The following is a 19,173-nucleotide window of genomic DNA, read 5'->3' as shown; positions in this document are numbered from 1 at the left end:
ACGATGACGCTTGACCTGTCGAAACCGGCGAACGCCGGCTACCTGAGCGGTTTCGCGAACGAATTCGCGACCGAGGCACTGCCCGGCGCGCTGCCGCATGGCCGCAACTCGCCGCAGCGCGCGCCGTACGGGCTGTATGCGGAGCAACTGTCGGGCACCGCGTTTACCGCGCCACGCAGCCACAACCGCCGCTCGTGGCTGTACCGGATCCGGCCCGCGGCCGTGCACCGGCCGTTCGAGCCGTTCACGGGCACGCAGCGGCTCGTGTCGGAATTCGGCGACTCGGCCGACGTGCCGCCGACGCCGCCGAACCAGCTGCGCTGGGATCCGCTGCCGATGCCGGCCGAACCGACCGATTTCGTCGAAGGGCTCGTGACGATGGCCGGCAACGGCTCGGCGGCCGCGATGAACGGCTGCGCGATCCACCTGTACGCCGCGAACCGCTCGATGCAGGACCGCTTCTTCTACAGCGCCGACGGCGAACTGCTGATCGTGCCGCAGCAGGGGCGGCTCTTCATCGCGACCGAGTTCGGCCAGCTCGACGTCGAGCCGTTCGAGATCGCGGTGATCCCGCGCGGCGTGCGGTTTTCCGTCGCGCTGCCGGACGGCGATGCGCGCGGTTACATCTGCGAGAACTTCGGCGCGCTGCTGCGCCTGCCGGACCTCGGCCCCATCGGCTCGAACGGGCTCGCGAACCCGCGCGATTTCCTCACGCCGCAGGCCGCGTACGAGGATCGCGAGGGCGCATTCGAACTGGTCGCGAAGCTGAACGGGCGCCTGTGGCGCGCGGATATCGGACATTCGCCGTTCGACGTCGTTGCGTGGCACGGCAACTACGCGCCGTACAAATACGACCTGCGCCTGTTCAACACGATCGGCTCGATCAGCTTCGACCATCCCGATCCGTCGATCTTCCTCGTGCTGCAGTCGCCGAGCGACACGCCCGGCGTCGACTCGATCGACTTCGTGATCTTCCCGCCGCGCTGGCTCGCGGCCGAGGATACGTTCCGCCCGCCCTGGTTCCACCGCAACGTCGCGAGCGAGTTCATGGGGCTCGTGCACGGCGCGTACGACGCGAAGGCCGAAGGTTTCGTGCCGGGTGGCGCGAGCCTGCACAACTGCATGTCGGGCCACGGGCCGGATGCGGACACGTTCGAGAAGGCATCGGCGAGCGACACGACGAAGCCGCACAAGGTCGACGCGACGATGGCGTTCATGTTCGAAACCCGCACGCTGATCCGGCCGACGCGCTACGCGCTCGACACCGCGCAGCTGCAGGCCGACTACTTCGAATGCTGGCAAGGCATCAAGAAACACTTCAATCCGGAGCAACGATGAGCGATACCCAAGACTGGCGCGCGACGCTCGACCCGGCCCGCAAGAGCTGGGTCGAGACGGCGAACGATCCCGCCTGCGATTTCCCGATCCAGAACCTGCCGTTCGGGATCTTCAGCGATGCGAAGCAACCGGCGCGCCGCGCGGGCGTCGCGCTCGGCGACCAGATCGTCGACCTCGCCGCGCTCGCGCGTGCGGGCCTCGTGACGCTGCCAGCCGGCGCCGAGGCGTTCGCCGCACCGACGCTCAACGCATTCATCGCGCTCGGCCGCGACGCATGGCGTAGCGTGCGCGTGCAACTGTCGGATCTGTTCTCGCGCGAGAACGCGCGGCTGCGTGACGATGCGGCGCTGCGCGCGCAGGTGCTCGTCGCGCAGCGCGACGCGACGCTTCACCTGCCGGTCGACATTCCCGGCTACACCGATTTCTATTCGTCGAAGGAGCATGCGACCAACGTCGGTTCGATGTTCCGTGATCCGAAGAATGCGCTGCTGCCGAACTGGTCGGAGATGCCGATCGGCTACAACGGCCGAGCGTCGTCGGTGGTCGTGAGCGGCACGCCGGTGCGGCGCCCGAACGGCCAATTGAAGCTGCCCGACCAGGAGCGTCCGGTGTTCGGCGCATGCCGCAAGCTCGACATCGAACTGGAAACGGGCTTCATCGTCGGCCGCGGCAACGCGCTCGGCGAGCCGATCGCGTGTGAGGACGCGGAAGCGCATATCTTCGGGATGGTGCTGCTGAACGACTGGAGCGCGCGCGATATCCAGCAGTGGGAATACGTGCCGCTCGGCCCGTTCAACGCGAAGACCTTCGCGACGACGATCTCGCCGTGGATCGTCACGCTCGACGCGCTCGAACCGTTTCGCGTCGAGCAGCCCGAACAGTCGCCGCAGCCGCTCGCGTATCTGCGGCACGCGGGCAAGCATGCGTTCGACATCGCGCTCGAAGTGACGCTGCGCGCGGAGGGTGCCGCCGAAGCGACGTCGATCTGCCGCACCAACTTCAAGCACATGTACTGGACGATGGCGCAGCAGCTCGCGCATCACACGGTCGCGGGCTGCAACACGCGCGTCGGCGACCTGATGGGATCGGGCACGATCAGCGGGCCGACGAAAGATTCGTTCGGCAGCCTGCTCGAACTGACGTGGAACGGCAAGGAGCCGCTCGCGCTGAACGGCGGCGGCAGCCGCGCGTTCATCGAGGACGGCGACGAGCTCACGCTCGCCGGATGGTGCCAGGGCGACGGCTATCGCGTCGGCTTCGGCACGTGTGTCGGCAAGATCCTGCCGGCGTTGAAGGCGTAACGCGCAACGTAGCGATCATGAGCACGACAGCCCGCATTGCGCGGGCCGTCGTCGTTTTCGGCGTGTGACCGGCGTATCCGTGGCCCGGCGGCGCGTGTTCGCGCCGTCGTCGTCCGGGCGGCGCGCTGCGGCGGGCGCGCCAATGTCAGACCGCGCGCTGCAACGCGGCGCGTCGTTCCCACAGCGCGGCCGCGACGAACGCGGCGACGCAGACGACCAGCACGCCGATCAGCGCGTTGCTGCCCAGTTGCTCCATCAACGCGCCGGCAACCAGCGGGCCGCCGAAGCTCGCGGCGCTCCACGATGCCGACACGAGCGAACTCGCGGTGACGAGCGCCGCGCCGCGGAAGCGTTCGCCGCATGCGACCAGCGACAGCGTGTAGATGCTGCCGGCCGCCGCGCCGAGCACGAACAGCAACGGCCAGCACAGCCACGGGTTCGCGATCACGAGCGGCAGCAGCGGCAGGCCGGCGAGCACGATCCAGCCGGCGCCGAGGTGCACGCGTTCGCGGCCGAGCTTGTCCGCGAGCCAGCCGATCGGGAACTGCATCGCCGTATCGCCGAACAGCATGATCGATGCGAGCAGCACGGCGGTCGCGCTCGCGACGCCGTGATCCATCGCATAGAGCGGCAGCAGCGACAGCGCGAGCGTATCGAACAGCGCGAAGAAGCCGGTGCCGATGATCAGCGCGGGCATGCGCGGCAGCACGGCGAGCCAGCTGTCGTGCGCTGCGTGATGCGCGTCGTCGCCGGCGAGCGGCGCGCGGCGGATCGTCGCGAGCGTCGGCAGTGCGAGCAGGAACAGTGCGCCGCACAGCGCGAAGCGGATGCTCGTCGCGCCGGCGATCTGGCTGACGAGCACGGGGCCCGCCATCTGGAACAGCGTGAAATTCGTCGCGTAGATCGCGACCACGCGGCCGCGCGTCGAATCGTCGGCGAGCTGGTTGACCCACGCCTCGCCGATCGTGAACAGCAGCATCAGCGCCGCGCCGCACAGCACGCGCAGCACGCCCCATACGATCAGGTTCGACGTGAACTGCATCAGCGCGGTGGCTGCAGCAAGCAGTACGACCGACACGACGATCGCGCGGCGCGAGCCGATGCGTCGCGCGAGCGCGGTGACGAACGGGACGATCGCGAGGCCTCCCAGGGCCTGCGCGGCGGTCAGCATGCCGACGACGTTGGTGCCGTGTCCGGCCTCGGTCAGCGCGAGCGCAGTGAGCGGCAGTGTGGCGCCGGTGCCGAGGCCGACGACCGCGACGCTCAGGATCAGCGCAAGGAAATCACGATTGAGAATGGCTTTCATCGGGCGCGATGCTACACCGCGGACCCTGAAAGGTCCATGAAGGACATCAGGTTCGCGTGGAGTTGTGCGCGCAACGATTGCAGCAGGGTTGCGTTACACGTACTCGGTCGGCACGGCCACCGGGCGGCGTTCGAGCGACGCCGACCACAGCGTGAGCGCCAGTGCCGCGACCGCCATCGCGACGCCGACCCACGGCAGGTTCACGAGCGACACGCCGGAGCCGATCGCCATGCCGCCGAGCCAGGCGCCCGTCGCGTTGCCGAGGTTGAACGCGCCCTGGTTCAGCGTCGACGCGAGGTTCGGCGCGTCGCTCGCACGATCGACGATCAGGATCTGCAGCGGCGGCACGATCGCGAACGCGAGGATGCCCCACACGAAGATCGTCGCGAGCGCCGCGAACGGCAAATGCATCGTGCCCGCGAACAGCGCGAGGACGATGCCGATCAGCGCGAGCGTCGCGATCAGCGACGGCATCCGGCGCCAGTCGGCGAGCTTGCCGCCGAGCGTGCCGCCGACCGTCAGGCCGAGGCCGAACAGCAGCAGCACGTAAGTCACCTGACGCGGCGAGAAGCCCGTCACGTCCTCGAGGATCGGCGTGATGTACGTGAACACGCTGAACAGGCTCGCGGAAGCAAGCACGCTGATGCCGAGCACCATCAGCACCTGCGGGTGCTTCAGCACGCTGAATTCCCGCGTGATGCTGGTGTCGGGCATCGCGAGGTTCTTCGGCAGGCAGACCGCGAGCGCGGCGGCCGCGGCGATGCCGATCCCGGTGACGGCCCAGAACGTCGCGCGCCAGCCGAACGCCTGGCCGAGCGCGGTGCCGAGCGGCACGCCGAGCACGTTCGCGAGCGTGAGGCCGGTGAACATCAGCGCGATCGCCTGCGCGCGCCGGTTCGGCGCGACCAGGTTGCTCGCGACCACCGAACCGATCCCGAAGAACGCGCCATGGCAGAACGCGGTGACGACGCGCGCGGCCATCAGCACCGCGTAGCCGGGCGCGATCGCGCAGAACAGGTTGCCCGCGATGAACAGCCCGATCAGGCCCATCAACGCGCGCTTGCGCGGCATCTTCGCGGTGACGATCGCGAGGATCGGCGCGCCGATCGTCACGCCGAGCGCGTAGCCCGACACGAGCATGCCGGCGGCCGGGATCGACACGCCGAGGTCGCGGGCGACGTTGGGCAGCAGCCCCATGATCACGAACTCGGTGGTACCGATTCCAAATGCGGCAACGGCAAGGGCGAAGAGAGGTAACGGCATCGCGGTGAGCTACGGAAAGGCCGCGGCCCGAGGTCGGCGCGGGATGCGCGGGGCGGGCGGGGCGGAGAGGCATCAGCCGCGATTCTACTTCAGTGAAAACCCCTATGCTCGGGGCCAAAACGGATGTTGCCGGCGTGCGACGCGGTAACGGCCGGGGTGCCTCACAGTGTGGGATTGGGCGGGTCCAGCGGCGGCGCGCGGCGAAATTCGGGGCGGAGCGACGCCGGTGGAGCGGCGCCTTACGCGCGCCGTGGGTCCGGTCAGCGTTCGGGCAGGGCGCCGGCGGGTGCCGAGTCTGAGCGGTCGTCCGGTTCGGCAACTGCGGGCGACGGCGATGGCGACGATCCGGCTGTCGCGCCGGCGTTTGCCGTGCAGTCGGCGGCCTGCATCACCGGTGCGTCCCAGCCGTTTTCGAACAGGCATGCCTCGATCGGCATCCGCGCGGCCCAGCGCTCCTCCTCGAGCATCGGCTTCGCGTAGAACGCATCGACATGCCCGACGCACAGCACGGCGATCGGCTTCGCGCCGGCCGGCATGCCGAGCAGCGTGCGCAGCGCGTCGACGTCGAACAGCGACACCCAGCCCATCCCGAGCCCTTCCGCGCGCGCGGCGAGCCACATGTTCTGAATCGCGCAGGCGGCGGACGCGAGGTCCATCTCCGGCAGCGTGCGGCGGCCGAACACGTGGCGCTCGCGATCGTCGGTCAGCGCGACGACCAGCAGCTCGCCGCATTCGCGCACCCCTTCGACCTTCAGCCGCATGAATTCGTCCTGCCGCTCGCCGAGTGCGTCGGCGGTCGCGCGGCGCTCGGCCTCGACCAGCGCGTGGATCGCGGTGCGCAGCGCGGGATCGGTGATGCGGATGAAGCGCCATGGCTGCATGAAGCCGACGCTCGGCGCGTGGTGCGCGGCGCGCAGCAGCCGCGCGAGCGTGGCCGGATCGACGGGCGCCGGCGTGAAGTGGCGCATGTCGCGCCGTTCGAAGATCGCGCGGTAGACCGCGGCAATGGCGGAGTCGTCGAAACGCATGAGCGGCAGAAGCAAGGGGGAAGTCGGCGCAACGATAGCAGACGCCGGACGGGCGGCGTTACATCAGTCAAAACAAAATGATGAATCGTTGACGGATCACGAGCGCCGAGCGCCGAGGATCAGCGCCCCGTCGTGACGACGTTGGTCGGCGTGCCGGCGTGCCACGCCTCGATGTTCAGCAGCGTCGTGTGCGCGATCTCGGCGAGCGCCTCGCGCGTGAAGAACGCCTGGTGCGACGTGACGATCACGTTCGGGAACGTCAGCAGGCGCGCGAGGACGTCGTCCTGCAGCGGCAGGTCGGAGTGATCCTCGAAGAACAGACCGCTCTCCTCCTCGTACACGTCGAGCCCGAGATGGCCGAGCTGGCCGCTCTTGAGCGCGTCGACCAGCGCCTGCGCGTCGACGAGGCCGCCGCGGCCGGTATTGATCAGCATCGCGCCGTGCTTCATCCGCGCGAGCGTCTGCGCGTTGATCAGATGGTGCGTCGACGGCAGCAGGGGGCAGTGCAGGCTGACGATGTCCGAATGGTGCAGCAACTCGTCGAGTTCGACGTAGCGCGCGCCGAACGCGATCAATTCCTCGTCGTACGGCGGCATCGAGTGCGCGAGCACGTGCATCCCGAAGCCCATCATGATCTTCGCGAACACACTGCCGATCAGGCCGGTGCCAACCACGCCGACGGTCTTGCCGTGCAGGTCGAAGCCGAGCAGGCCGTTCAGCGAGAAGTCGCCTTCGCGCGTGCGTGCGACCGCGCGCGGCAGCCGCCGGTTGAGTGCAAGGATCAATGCGACCGCGTGTTCGGCAACCGCATGCGGCGAATACGCCGGCACGCGCACGACGGCGATGCCGAGCCGCTCGGCTGCCGCCAGGTCGACGTGGTTGAAACCCGCCGAGCGCAGCGCGATCAGGCGCGTGCCGCCGTCAGCGAGCCGTTGGAGCACGGCCGCGTCGACGGTGTCGTTGACGAACGGACAGACGACCTCGAAGCCGTGCGCGAGGATCGCGGTCTCCGCGTCGAGGTGCGACGGCTGGAAGTGCAGCCGATAGCCGAATTGCCGGTTGGCGGCGGTAAACGATTCGTCGTCGTACTGCCGGCTGCTGAACAGGATCACACGCACGCTGCACCTCCGATGGCTATCGCGTGCAGTTTACTGCAGGCCCGTCTGCCGGCCGGTGGCGATGTCGGTGCGATCGGGCGTGCGCAGGAAGCCGTAGCCGGTCCGCTCGCGGGCCGCCTGTGCGCCGAAATGCTCGAGCGCGTGCTCGACGAAGCTTCGCGTGCGGGCCGGCACGTACTGGCGGTTCGGGTAGACGAGGGACAGCTGCGTGTCCATGTCGTCGATCCGGTAGGCGGGCAGTAGCCGCACGAGCGTGCCGGTGGCGAGCGCGTCGACGATGCTCGCCTCGGGCAGCACCGCGATACCGGACCCGGCGACGGCCGCCGCCTGCACGAGCGCCAGCTGGTTGACCGTGCAGGTCGGGCGCACCGTGATCGAATGCGTGACGCCGTCGTGGCCGACCAGCCGCCACGCGGGCGCATGCTGGTGCGGCGCGAGCGCGACCCAGTCGTGGCCCGGCAGGTCGTCGGGTGCGCGCGGCTCGCCGCGCCGTTCGAGATACGCGGGCGCCGCGCAGGCGACGAACGGGTTCGGTGCGAGTGCGTGGCCGATCAGGGTCGGGTTGCCGTCGAGCAGGTTGCCCGTCGCGATGCCGACGTCGTAGCCGGATTCGAGCACGTCGAGCGGCCCTTCGGCGACGGTGAGCTGCACGCGCAGTTCGGGGTAGCGGTGCCGGAAACTGCTGACGAGCGGGGTGAGCGCAAGCGGCGACAGCAGGCCGGACGCGACCACGCGCAGCGTGCCGGCCGGCTCGCGCACGGCGTGCGCGACGGACGCCTCGAGATGATCGAATTCCTCGAGCAGCGCACGGCAGCCGTCGAGGTAGCGCAGGCCGGCCTCGGTCAGCGACAGGTTGCGCGTGGTGCGGTGGATCAACCGCGTGTTCAGGTGAGACTCGAGCATCGCGATCGAGCGCGTGACGAGCGCATTGGATACGCCTAGATGGTGCGCCGCGCGCCGGAAGCTCTGCTGTTCGGCGACGCAGACGAACACACGCATGGTCTGAATCTGGTTCATGGCTCGCGAATTTCTGGCCCGGTTGATTGATTTTGGTTGTGATTTTTCGTTGTGCGACCTGGAAAAACGTCGCGTGACACCAGGTTCTGGCGCATATCGAAAAATCGGATTTCGATTCTGCAGACGATTGTTCATTACAGAACCGATATCCGTCAACCTGAGAAAAAGGGCGGGTTGCGTAAAATCGAAATAGCGGGTATCGATTTAGCGGGGAAGCGTCGTGTGTGTGTGCGGTGGATAGCCGGAAGTGTATTGAGTGAAACTGCCGGCGGTTGAATATTTGTCATGTAAATCAATGTATTGTGCGTGATCGTGTGTGGCGGGGTGCGGTATTGGGTGAAATCGCTCACCAATTGATGCCGCGATAATGGATGTTTTTTGCCCGGGTCTGGTTTTCGTGGGCCGATTCCACCCTGCACGATTTTCATCGTGATGGCCGGTATTCCGGTTGATGCATGTATCGTGCAGAACGCGGGCATCCGGAGCGCGTCGCAATACTGCGCGAGAAAATCGCGGACGTCGAACCGCGGATGGAACCGTTTCGCATGCGCACGGCAATGCTGCGGGATTGCGCAACCCGGTCGTGCGACGCTGGCCCGGTCCGTCGACCGGGCCAGCGTCACGCTGTCCGGCCGCGCGTGCCTCTTGCGCGCGAGCGCGGAACGCGGAATGATCGATCAGTTGGCCGTGCCGTGCGGCGAACGACGTCCGAGCGTTTTCTTCCTACCTCCCTTGCCTGCCATGTCCATCGATTACTCGCCGATTCCCTGTCCCGTCGTCGTGCCGCTCGACGCGATCCTGCCCGAAGAACCGCTGCTGATGATGGGGGCCGGCCCGGTCCCGATCCCGGCCGCCGTCGCGAAGGCGAACACGATCGTGATCAACCACCTCGGCGCGACGATGGCGAAGATCATCGAGCAGGTGAAGGAGATGGCGCGCTACGTGTTCCAGACCCGCACGAAGTGGGTGCTCGGCGTTGCCGGCCCCGGCTCGGCCGCGATGGAGATGGCGATTTCGAACCTCGCGTGGCGCGGTACGCGCGTGCTGTCGATCCGCAACGGGTTCTTCAGCGCGCGGATGGCCGAGATGGCCACGCGCGTCGGCGCCGACGTCGCCACGCTCGAGGTGGCCGACCGCTCGGTCGCGAGCCTCGACGAAATCGCGGACGCGATCGCGCGGGAGCGGCCCGAGATCGTCACGATCGTGCAGGGCGAGACGTCGAACACCGTGTGGAATCGCGATCTGCGCGACATCGCGGCGCTCGCGAAGGCGGCCGGTGCGCTGGTCGTGGTCGACGCGGTGTGCACGCTGTCGACGATGCCGCTCGAGATGGACGCGTGGGGCATCGACGCGGTGATCACGGGGGGCCAGAAGGGGCTGTCGTCGATCCCCGGTGTGTCGCTGATCGCATTCTCCGACGCCGCGTGGGAGCGCATGAAGCATCGTCCGGAACCGAACGCGCACTGGTGCCTCGACATGGCGCTCGCGGAGAACTTCTGGCACAACGCGGGCTATCACTACACGGCGCCGGTGTCGGGCGTGCTCGCGCTGCACGAGGCGCTGCGGCTCGTCTGCGCGGAGACGCTCGAAAGTCGCTTCGCGCGCCACCTGCGCTGCTCGCTCGCGCTGCAGGCGGGCGTCGAGGCGATGGGGCTCGCGCTCTATGCGCCGAAGGACTGCCGGCTCAACTCGGTGGTCGGAATCGAGACGCCCGAAGGGCTCACGCCCGGGATGGTGTGCGGCCATATCTCGAAGCAGTACCAGGTCGAGATTTCGGGCTCGTTCGGGCTGCCGATCGTGCGGATCGGGCAGATGGGCGAACAGTGCCGCGAACACAACCTGTTCCGCACGCTGCACGCGTTCGGCCGCACGATGGTCGACCTGAAGGTGCCGGTCGACCTGCCGGCCGGCGTGGCTGCGCTCGAGCAGGAACTGTCGCGGCGCGGTACGTGAGCGGGGAGACGCGAGGCGGGTGCGCTGCACGAAACCGCCTCGTCGACGGCCGGGGTGCGGCGTTCAGCCGCCCTGCATCGCGCGCCGGTACGCGTTCGGCGTCGTGCCGTGCGCGTCGCGAAAGCGGTGGCTGAAGTGGCCGGCGTTCGCGTAGCCGCATTCGGCCGCGACCTGCGCGAGCGGTAGCGCCGTCGTGCGCAGCAGCAGGCGCGCCCGCGCGAGCCGCTGCTCGGCCACCCACGCGTGCGGCGCGCGGCCGAACGACAGCCTGAACATCCGCGAGAAATGGTATTCGGACAGCGCGGCGACGTTCGCCAGCTCGCCGAGCGTCAGCGGCTGCGACAGGTAGCTGTCGATGTAGTCGCGCACGCGGCGGCGCACGGCCGGCGCGAGTCCGCCGCGGAACGGCACATCGGTGCGCGTCGTGCTCTGGCCGCGCAGCAGCAGGCTCAGCACGTCGTGCGCGGCTTCGTTGACGCGCAGCCGTCCGTCGGCATCGTCCCAGCGTTCGAGCGCAAGCGAACGGAACTGTGCCGCGACGCGTGCATCCTCGAAATAGGTGCGGTCGGCAAGCTTCAGCTCGCGTGGCTCGCGATCGAGCTCGCGGATCGCGCGCTGCGTGAAGTGCTCGGGCAGGAAGTAAAGGTGGATGAAGTGCATCTCGCCGCGCACCCACCAGCGCGACTCATGATCGCCCGGCAGCGCGCACAGCAGGCTCGGCGCGCCGTAGCGCGGCACGCGTTCGCGCTCCGTCCGGTAGCCGCCGTCCAGATAGCACGACAGCGTGTGGTGGCCGGGCTGTTCGTAGATCGTTTCGCTTTCGTCGGTGATGCGCGTCCATTCGGCGATCGCGAGATGGTCGCCGAGCCACGTGAAGCGCTCGAGCGTCGCGTTCGCCTCGGCGAGCGTGCGGCATACCGACTGCAGGCCGAACGGCATCGCACCGCCGGCAAGGGCAGCCGCGTGGTCGATGGGCGGGGCGTACAGGGGCGAACTCATGATGGGGCGAGTATAAGCGCGCGCGAAGCGCGCCGTGCGGCTGCCCGAAAAAGACCGCAATTCCGGACAATCCGCGCGGGCAGGGTGGCGGCACAGTCGGAGTCCGCTTCACTCGTTCCGCTTCGTTGCCGCCATGAACCTGTCGCTCTATTTCGTTACCGTGCTGATCTGGGGCACCACCTGGATCGCGATCAAATGGCAGCTCGGCGCCGTGCCGCCGCCCGTGTCGATCGCGTGGCGCTTCTGGCTCGCGGCCGCCGTGCTGTTCGCGCTGCTGCGCGTGATGCGCCGGCCGGTGCGTCCGCCGCGCGAGGCGTGGCGCTACCTCGTTGCGCAGGGCTTCGCGCTGTTCTGCCTGAATTTCCTGTGCTTCTACTATTCGGAGCAGGTCGTGCCAAGCGGCCTCGTCGCCGTGATCTTCTCGACCGCTCCGCTGCTGAACTCGATCAACGGCCGGCTGTTCATGGGCCGCCCGCTGCGGCCGTCCGCGATCGCCGGCGCGCTGCTCGGGCTGACCGGCATCGCATGCCTGTTCTGGCAGCAGATGGCCGGCCATCTCGACGATCACGCGACCTGGACGGGCCTCGCGATCGCGTTCGCGGGCACGATGTGCTTCTCGGCAGGCAACCTGCTGTCGAGCCGGATGCAGTCGATGGGCCTGCACCCGCTCGTGACCAACGGCTGGGCGATGCTGATCGGCGCGGCGATCCTGACGGTCGGCAGCGCGATGGCCGGGCTGCCGTTCATGATCGACCCGAGCCCGCGCTATCTCGGCGCGCTCCTCTATCTGGCCGTGCCGGGCTCGGTGATCGGGTTCACTGCTTACCTGACCCTCGTCGGCCGGATCGGGCCCGAGCGCGCCGCATACTGCACGGTGCTGTTCCCGATCGTCGCGCTTGCCGTGTCGACGGTCTTCGAGGGCTACCAGTGGTCGCCGCTCGCGGTGGTCGGGTTGTTGCTCGTGGTGGCCGGCAACCTTGTCGCGTTCGACCTGACGCGACGGTTGTTCCTGCGCACGGCCTGACCGGGGCGGCCGTCGCGACGGCCGCCGGAAACAAAAAACGCCCGCGCGATGCGGGCGTTTTCCTTTGGGCGCCAGGGCAGCGGCTGCCTGCGCGTCCGGCGAGCGGCTCGCTCAAGCCGCCGCGCCGCTCCCCGCGACCCGCGCCTGCCGCTGATACAGCACCATCGACAGCGCGACGCCTGCCGCCGCGGCCACCGCCGCGAACAGGAACACCTGCGGATAGCCGAACTCACCAGCCACATAGCCGGCGAGCGGGCCCGTGATGCCGAGCGAGAGGTCGAGGAACACCGAATACGCGGACAGCGCCGCGCCGCGGCTTGCCGGCGGCACGAGCCCGACGGCCTCGACGCCGAGCGCCGGGAAGATCAGCGCGAAGCCGAAGCCCGTCAGCGCCGCGCCGACGAGCGCGACGTGTGGCACGGGCGCGAGCCACAGCAGCACGAGGCCCGAGCATTCGAACGCGAACGACACGATCGCGACGCGGAAGCCGCCGTAAGTCTTGATCGTGTTCGCGAACAGCAGGCGCGCGCCGATGAACAGCGTGCCGAACACGGTCAGCGACAGCGCGGCGTTCGGCCAGTGGCGCGCCGCGTAGTACAGCGTGACGAAGGTCGCGATCGAGCCGAAGCCGGCGGAGCCGAGCGCGAGACCGAGGCCGTGCGGCAGCACGCGCGTGAACACGCTCGCATACGACATCCGTTCGCCGTGCACGAGCGGCACGGAATCGATCAGGCGTGCAAGGTAGAAGCCGGTCGCGGCGAGCGCGATCACGATCACGCCGATCAGCGCCGGATTCAACGTGTGCGCGATCGCGACGCCGACGGGCGCGCCGAGCGCGAGCGCGCCGTAGGTCGCGATGCCGTTCCACGAAATCACTTTCGCGTTGTGCGCGACGCCGACCCGCCCGATGCCCCAGAGGATCGCGCCGGTGCCGCACAGGCTCTCGCCGACGCCGAGCACGAGCCGGCTCGCGACCAGCAGCACGAGGCTCGCGATCGGCCAGTGGGCCAGCAGCAGCGCGACGAGCAGCAGCACGCCCGACACGCCGCAGCCGATCAGCCCGCGCAGCACTGTCTGCTTCGGCCCGAGTGTGTCGGCGAAGCGCCCGGCGAGCGGGCGCGACGCGAGGGTCGCGAAATACTGGACGCTGATTGCGCCGCCCGCGACGATGGCGGAAAAGCCGAGGTCGTCGTGGACGAAGCCCGGCAGCACCGCGAGCGGCAGGCCGATGGTCAGGTAGCAGATGAACGTGAAGCAGACGACGGACACGATTTGCAGCGTGACCGCGAACCCGCTGCGCGGCGGTGTGGCGGAATCGGTTGACATGGGGTCGGAACGAATGGGCGAAACGGGCGGAAGACGGCGAAAAAGGGAATCGGGATTTTCCCATGGAACCGGTTTTCATGCAGGTACCATTTAGTTAATCGCGACCCGTTTCCGTTACCGAAGAATCGCTGACGGAAGGGCGCCGGCAGGCCTGGAACCCAGATGGGGCAAGGTGCCCGACGCCCGCCGTGCGGCCTCGGTGCCCATATCGCGGCAGTTATATGGGCCCCATGCGTGATGGGCTATGGGTTGAGGAATTTGATGGTGATAGCGTGCAAACTGTCAGAGAAACGTCGGTCGAGCGCCCCGCGCAGGCCGCCTTGCCCCCACTTGAAGAACGATAGAGACATGAGTGAGCCGATCCGCTTCTACCATCGTCACGCGGTCCGCGAAGTCAGCGGCGCGGACGTCACCCGCACCGTGCTGCAATACCTGCGCGAGGACGCGCACTGCACCGGCACCAAGGAAGGCTGCGCGGAAGGCGACTGCGGCGCGTGCACGGTCGTCGTCGGCGAGCTGACCGACGCGGGCACCGTCGCGTTCAAGGCCGTCAACGCCTGCATCCAGTTCCTGCCGACGCTCGACGGCAAGGCGCTGCTCACGGTGGAAGACCTGCGCCAGCCGGACGGTTCGCTGCACCCGGTGCAGCAGGCGATGGTCGATTGCCACGGGTCGCAATGCGGGTTCTGCACACCCGGTTTCGTGATGTCGATGTGGGCGCTGTATGAGAAGCATGGCCACGAAGGCTGCGGCAGTGCGTGTGCAAAGGCGAAGGACGTGCCGACGCGCACCGAGATCGCCGATGCGCTGACCGGCAACCTGTGCCGCTGCACCGGCTACCGCCCGATCGTCGACGCGGCCGTGCAGATGTTCGACGCAACCGGCGAAGGTGCGCCGGCGTCTACCGCGCCGGTCGACACGGCCACGCTCGCCCGTACGCTCGCATCACTCAAGCGCGACGACACGTTCGACTACACGACGGCCGACGGCGCGCGCTTCGCGGCGCCGCGCACGCTCGACGCGCTGGCCGCGCTGAAAGCCGAGCGTCCCGCTGCGCGGATCCTCGCCGGCAGCACCGACATCGGCCTGTGGGTCACCAAGCAGATGCGCCGTCTGGACGACCTGATCTACGTCGGCCAGATCGCCGAACTGCAGAACGTCGTGCGCGGCGACGACTGGATCGAGATCGGCGCGGGCGTGACGGTCGAGAACGGGTATGCGGCGCTCGCCGACACGTATCCGGAACTGACGGAAATGTGGAAGCGCTTCGCGTCGCTGCCGATCCGCAACGCGGGGACGATCGGCGGCAACGTCGCGAACGGTTCGCCGATCGGCGACTCGATGCCGGGCCTGATCGCGCTCGGCGCGCGGGTCGTGCTGCGCGGCGGCGACACGGTGCGCGAGCTGCCGCTCGAGGCGCTCTACACCGGCTATCAGCAAAAGGACATGGCGCCGCACGAATTCGTCGTCGGCCTGAAGGTGCCGACCCGCACCGGCGCGCGTGCGAAGCTGCAGTTCCGGACGTACAAGCTGTCGAAGCGCTTCGACTCCGACATTTCGGCGGTGTGCGCGGCGTTCGCGTTCATCGCGGACGGCGAGCTGATCCGCGAGCCGCGCATCGCGTTCGGCGGGATGGCCGCGACGCCGAAGCGCGCGACCCACACGGAAAGCCTGCTCGACGGCGCGCAATGGCACGAAGCCACCGCGCAGGCCGCGATGCAGGCGCTCGAGCGCGACTACCAGCCGCTCACCGACATGCGTGCGACGAGCGCGTATCGCCTCGATACCGCGAAGAACCTGATGTATCGATTCTGGCTGGAGACGCGTCCGCACGACCCGCTGCCGCCGCAAGCCCTGAATGTGCGTGAAGTGGCCGCCGAAGCCGGCGCCGACGTTGCCGATGTCGCGGCGCGCGTCTGAAGACGGAGAACACCGAAGATGAACCAGCAAGCAGAACCGTTCCTGAACACCCTCGACCCGCAGGCCGACGCCGCGCAGGTGCACGTCTCGCGCGCGCACGAATCGGCCCACCTGCACGTGAGCGGGCGCGCGACCTACACCGACGACATCCCGCTCGTCGCGGGCACGCTGCACGCGGCGCTCGGGTTGTCCGCGAAGCCGCACGCGAAGATCGTGTCGATGAACTTCGACGCGGTGCGCGCGACGCCCGGCGTGGTCGCCGTGTTCACGGCCGACGACATCCCGGGCGTCAACGATTGCGGCCCGATCATCCACGACGACCCGGTGCTCGCCAAGGGCATCGTGCAGTTCGTCGGCCAGCCGATGTTCATCGTCGTCGCGACGTCGCACGAAATCGCGCGGCTCGCCGCGCGCCGCGCGCAGGTCGACTACGAGGAGCTGCCCGCGATCCTGACCGCGCAGGATGCGCGCAAGGCCGAAACCTACGTGATCCCGCCGCTGAAGCTCGCGCGCGGCGACGCGGCCGCGCGGCTCGCCGCCGCGCCGCATCGCGAGTCGGGCGAGATGCTGCTCGGCGGCCAGGAGCAGTTCTACCTGGAAGGCCAGATCGCCTACGCGGTGCCGAAGGACGACGACGGGATGCACGTGTACTGCTCGACGCAGCACCCGAGCGAGATGCAGCATCTCGTCGCGCACGTGCTCGGCGTCGCGTCGCACAACGTGCTGGTCGAATGCCGCCGGATGGGCGGCGGGTTCGGCGGCAAGGAATCGCAGTCGGGCCTGTTCGCGTGCTGCGCGGCGCTCGCCGCCTGGAAGCTGCTGTGCCCGGTGAAGCTGCGTCCGGACCGCGACGACGACATGATGATCACCGGCAAGCGGCACGATTTCCATTACCGCTTCGACGTCGGCTACGACGACGACGGCCGCCTCGACGGCGTCGCCCTCGACATGACGTCGCGCTGCGGCTTCTCGGCGGACCTGTCGGGCCCGGTGATGACGCGCGCGGTGTGCCACTTCGACAACGCGTACTGGCTCGGCGACGTCGACATCGCCGGCTACTGCGGCAAGACCAACACGCAGTCGAACACCGCGTTCCGCGGGTTCGGCGGTCCGCAGGGCGCGTTCGCGATCGAGTACATCCTCGACGACGTCGCGCGCACGCTCGGCCGCGATCCGCTCGACGTGCGCTACGCGAACCTGTACGGCAAGACCGAACGCAACGTGACGCCTTACGGGCAGACGGTCGAGGACAACGTGCTGCATGAACTGCTCGGCGAACTCGAAACGACGAGCGACTACCGCGCACGGCGCGCGGGCGTGCGCGAATTCAACGCACGCAACGCGGTGCTGAAGAAGGGCATCGCGCTCACGCCGGTGAAGTTCGGCATCGCGTTCAACGTCACGCACTTCAACCAGGCCGGCGCGCTGGTGCACATCTACACCGACGGCTCGGTGCTCGTGAACCACGGCGGCACGGAGATGGGGCAGGGGCTCAACACGAAAGTCGCGCAAGTGGTCGCGCACGAGCTCGGCATCCGCTTCGGCCGGATCCGCGTGACGGCGACCGACACGAGCAAGGTCGCGAACACGTCCGCGACGGCCGCGTCGACGGGCTCCGACCTGAACGGCAAGGCCGCGCAGGATGCGGCGCGCCAGTTGCGCGAGCGCCTCGCGGCATTCGCGGCGAAGCAGTTCGGCGACGGCAAGATCGATGCGGCCGACGTGAAGTTCGGCAACGATGTCGTGTGGGTCGGCGGCCACGGCGTGCCGTTCGGCGAAGTGATCGCGAAGGCCTACCTTGCACGTGTGCAGTTGTGGTCCGACGGTTTCTACGCGACGCCGAAGCTGCACTGGGACCAGTCGAAGCTGCAGGGCCGGCCGTTCTACTACTACTCGTACGGCGCGGCCGTGTCGGAAGTCGTGATCGACACGCTGACGGGCGAGATGCGCACGCTGCGCGTCGACGCGTTGCACGACGTGGGCGCTTCGCTGAACCCGGCACTCGACATCGGCCAGGTCGAAGGCGCATTCATCCAGGGGATGGGCTGGCTCACGACCGAGGAGCTGTGGTGGAACGCGGGCGGCAAGCTGATGACGCACGCGCCGTCCACGTACAAGATTCCGACCGTCAACGACACGCCGCCCGAGTTCAACGTGCGGCTGTTCCAGAACCGTAACGTCGAGGACAGCATCCACCGGTCGAAGGCCGTCGGCGAGCCGCCGCTGCTGCTACCGTTCTCGGTGTTCTTCGCGGTGCGCGACGCGATTGCCGCGGTCGGCGACTACCGGGTGAATCCGCCGCTCGACGCGCCGGCCACCGGCGAGTCGATCCTGCGTGCGGTGAATGCGGTGCGCGCGGCGGGCGCCGCGCGGGCAGGCTGATATGAACCGGCCTCCAGGCTCACTGCGCTCGCTGCATGCCGCGTCGCATGCACCCGCCGCCGGTTGCAACGGCGCGTGCGACAACGCGCCGTCGATCGACACGTTCGCACCGGGCACCGGCCGGCGCAACCGCGCGACCGCTGCGCAGCCGCCGATGCACATCGTGCTGTTCGGCGCGGGGCACGTCGGTCATGCGCTGGTCACGCTGCTCGGCGCACTGCCGTGCGTCGTGCAGTGGGTCGACACGCGCGACGAGCTGTTCCCGGACGAATGTCCACCGAACGTGCAGCCGGAGTCGACCGACACGCCGGAGGCCGTCGTCGACGCGGCGCCGCCCGGCGCGTACTTTCTCGTGATGACGCACAATCATGCGCTCGATTTCTCGCTCGCCGCGCAGATCATGCGGCGGCGCGACTTCGCGTACTTCGGGATGATCGGTTCGCGCACCAAGCGCGTGAAGTTCGAGCGCCGGCTCGCGGCGCGTGGCGTCGATCCGGCGCGGCTCGCGGAGATGGTGTGCCCGATCGGCATCGCGGGCATCGTCGACAAGGCGCCCGGCGCGATCGCGGTGGCCGTCTGCGCGGAACTGCTGCAGGCCCGCTCGGGCATGCCGGTGGCCGATGCGAAGGCTGTCGCGGCGGGGCGCGTGCGCGACGACGTGAGCTGCGCGCGGTAACGACGCGGGCCGGCACGCCCGACGCACGTCCGCCGGTTTTTGCCTACACTGCACGGATCGCGCGGCATCGGGCCGCGCGCCTTTTCGTGCAGGCACCATGTCCGATCCCCAGGTCTATCTCGACGCACTCGATGCAAGCGTCGTCGACATCGAGCGCTGGCTGTCCGGCACCGATACTTCACCCGCGGCGCTCGAGGCGCTGATCGCGCCTTTTTCCGCCGATTTCACGATGATCATGACCGACGGCCGCGCGCTCGACCGCGACGGCACGCGTGCACTGTTCGCGAGGCTCGGTGGCGCGAAGCCGGGGCTGCGCATCGTGCTGTCGGACATCCGCGTGCTCGCGGCCGACGCATCGCATGCGGTGCTCACCTATCTCGAAGCGCAGCATGCGGCATCGGGCGAACTGCCCGCGCGTCGCGCGACCGCCGTGTTCGCGCGCGACGCGGCAGGCATCGTGCGCTGGACGCATCTGCAGGAAACCTTCTGCACGGCCTGAGCGGCGGGGCTGCGTCGTCGCGC

General features: G+C 68.6%; 16 protein-coding genes. 8 read left to right on the top strand and 8 right to left on the bottom strand.

Features of this window, described 5'->3' with window-relative positions:
• Window positions 1-3 precede the first annotated feature (3 nt).
• Together hmgA and fahA are read left to right on the top strand one after the other, a co-directional pair.
• Window positions 4-1,338 carry a homogentisate 1,2-dioxygenase gene (hmgA, locus tag WS66_RS25765; RefSeq protein ID WP_059604477.1) on the top strand — a complete coding sequence of 445 codons (1,335 nt, stop codon included), beginning with the start codon at window positions 4-6 and terminating at the stop codon, window positions 1,336-1,338.
• On the top strand, window positions 1,335-2,639 hold the full coding sequence (gene fahA, locus WS66_RS25760; protein ID WP_059604481.1) for a fumarylacetoacetase: 1,305 nt from the start codon (window positions 1,335-1,337) through the stop codon (window positions 2,637-2,639). Before hmgA ends, fahA begins: the two co-directional genes overlap by 4 nt.
• Before the next feature lie 145 nt (window positions 2,640-2,784).
• On the opposite strand, the gene WS66_RS25755 is transcribed toward fahA, so the two are convergent.
• The 6 genes from WS66_RS25755 to WS66_RS33800 all read right to left on the bottom strand — a co-directional run bounded on the left by WS66_RS25755 (window position 2,785) and on the right by WS66_RS33800 (window position 8,799).
• The gene (locus WS66_RS25755) at window positions 2,785-3,945 is read right to left on the bottom strand and encodes an MFS transporter (protein ID WP_059604483.1); all 1,161 of its coding nucleotides are present in this window, start codon (window positions 3,943-3,945) and stop codon (window positions 2,785-2,787) included.
• 93 nt (window positions 3,946-4,038) lie between these two features.
• The gene (locus WS66_RS25750) at window positions 4,039-5,208 is read right to left on the bottom strand and encodes an MFS transporter (protein WP_059604486.1); all 1,170 of its coding nucleotides are present in this window, start codon (window positions 5,206-5,208) and stop codon (window positions 4,039-4,041) included.
• A 260-nt stretch (window positions 5,209-5,468) separates the two neighbouring features.
• Window positions 5,469-6,236, bottom strand: coding sequence for a 5,6-dimethylbenzimidazole synthase (gene bluB, locus WS66_RS25745; protein ID WP_059604489.1), 768 nt, complete (start codon window positions 6,234-6,236; stop codon window positions 5,469-5,471).
• Between the two features lie 119 nt (window positions 6,237-6,355).
• Window positions 6,356-7,354 carry a 2-hydroxyacid dehydrogenase gene (locus WS66_RS25740; protein ID WP_059604492.1) on the bottom strand — a complete coding sequence of 333 codons (999 nt, stop codon included), beginning with the start codon at window positions 7,352-7,354 and terminating at the stop codon, window positions 6,356-6,358.
• A gap of 30 nt (window positions 7,355-7,384) precedes the next feature.
• Entirely contained in the window at window positions 7,385-8,371 is a 987-nt protein-coding gene (locus WS66_RS25735; protein WP_059604495.1) for a LysR family transcriptional regulator, read from the bottom strand.
• 152 nt (window positions 8,372-8,523) lie between these two features.
• Window positions 8,524-8,799, bottom strand: coding sequence for a hypothetical protein (locus tag WS66_RS33800; protein WP_159086584.1), 276 nt, complete (start codon window positions 8,797-8,799; stop codon window positions 8,524-8,526).
• A 313-nt stretch (window positions 8,800-9,112) separates the two neighbouring features.
• Between WS66_RS33800 and WS66_RS25730 the strand changes: the two genes are divergently transcribed.
• The gene (locus WS66_RS25730) at window positions 9,113-10,324 is read left to right on the top strand and encodes a pyridoxal-phosphate-dependent aminotransferase family protein (protein WP_059604498.1); all 1,212 of its coding nucleotides are present in this window, start codon (window positions 9,113-9,115) and stop codon (window positions 10,322-10,324) included.
• Between the two features lie 63 nt (window positions 10,325-10,387).
• On the opposite strand, the gene WS66_RS25725 is transcribed toward WS66_RS25730, so the two are convergent.
• Window positions 10,388-11,323, bottom strand: a complete 936-nt coding sequence (locus WS66_RS25725; protein ID WP_059604501.1) for an AraC family transcriptional regulator — start codon at window positions 11,321-11,323, stop codon at window positions 10,388-10,390.
• Between the two features lie 133 nt (window positions 11,324-11,456).
• Here WS66_RS25725 and WS66_RS25720 point away from each other — a divergent pair, with 133 nt between their 5' ends.
• A complete protein-coding gene (locus WS66_RS25720) occupies window positions 11,457-12,347 on the top strand; it encodes a DMT family transporter (RefSeq protein WP_108064726.1) in 891 nt (296 codons plus the stop codon).
• A 111-nt stretch (window positions 12,348-12,458) separates the two neighbouring features.
• Here the strand turns inward: WS66_RS25720 and WS66_RS25715 are convergent, their stop codons facing one another.
• Window positions 12,459-13,673, bottom strand: coding sequence for an MFS transporter (locus WS66_RS25715; protein WP_059604506.1), 1,215 nt, complete (start codon window positions 13,671-13,673; stop codon window positions 12,459-12,461).
• A gap of 348 nt (window positions 13,674-14,021) precedes the next feature.
• On the opposite strand from WS66_RS25715, the gene xdhA reads away from it, so the two are divergent.
• From xdhA to WS66_RS25695, 4 genes are all read left to right on the top strand, one after another.
• Window positions 14,022-15,593 carry a xanthine dehydrogenase small subunit gene (gene xdhA, locus WS66_RS25710; RefSeq protein ID WP_059604509.1) on the top strand — a complete coding sequence of 524 codons (1,572 nt, stop codon included), beginning with the start codon at window positions 14,022-14,024 and terminating at the stop codon, window positions 15,591-15,593.
• An 18-nt stretch (window positions 15,594-15,611) separates the two neighbouring features.
• Window positions 15,612-17,975 carry a xanthine dehydrogenase molybdopterin binding subunit gene (xdhB, locus tag WS66_RS25705; protein ID WP_059604513.1) on the top strand — a complete coding sequence of 788 codons (2,364 nt, stop codon included), beginning with the start codon at window positions 15,612-15,614 and terminating at the stop codon, window positions 17,973-17,975.
• 1 nt (window position 17,976) lies between these two features.
• Window positions 17,977-18,651 carry a xanthine dehydrogenase accessory protein XdhC gene (xdhC, locus tag WS66_RS25700; protein ID WP_059604561.1) on the top strand — a complete coding sequence of 225 codons (675 nt, stop codon included), beginning with the start codon at window positions 17,977-17,979 and terminating at the stop codon, window positions 18,649-18,651.
• Between the two features lie 97 nt (window positions 18,652-18,748).
• The gene (locus WS66_RS25695) at window positions 18,749-19,150 is read left to right on the top strand and encodes a hypothetical protein (RefSeq protein ID WP_059604516.1); all 402 of its coding nucleotides are present in this window, start codon (window positions 18,749-18,751) and stop codon (window positions 19,148-19,150) included.
• Window positions 19,151-19,173: the final 23 nt, after the last annotated feature.

This window comes from Burkholderia sp. LA-2-3-30-S1-D2 (assembly GCF_001523915.2).
GTDB classification, from domain to species: Bacteria; Pseudomonadota; Gammaproteobacteria; order Burkholderiales; family Burkholderiaceae; genus Burkholderia; species Burkholderia diffusa.
The sequence above is the reverse complement of the archived record's forward strand: the minus strand, read 5'-3'. Positions and strand labels throughout refer to the sequence as shown.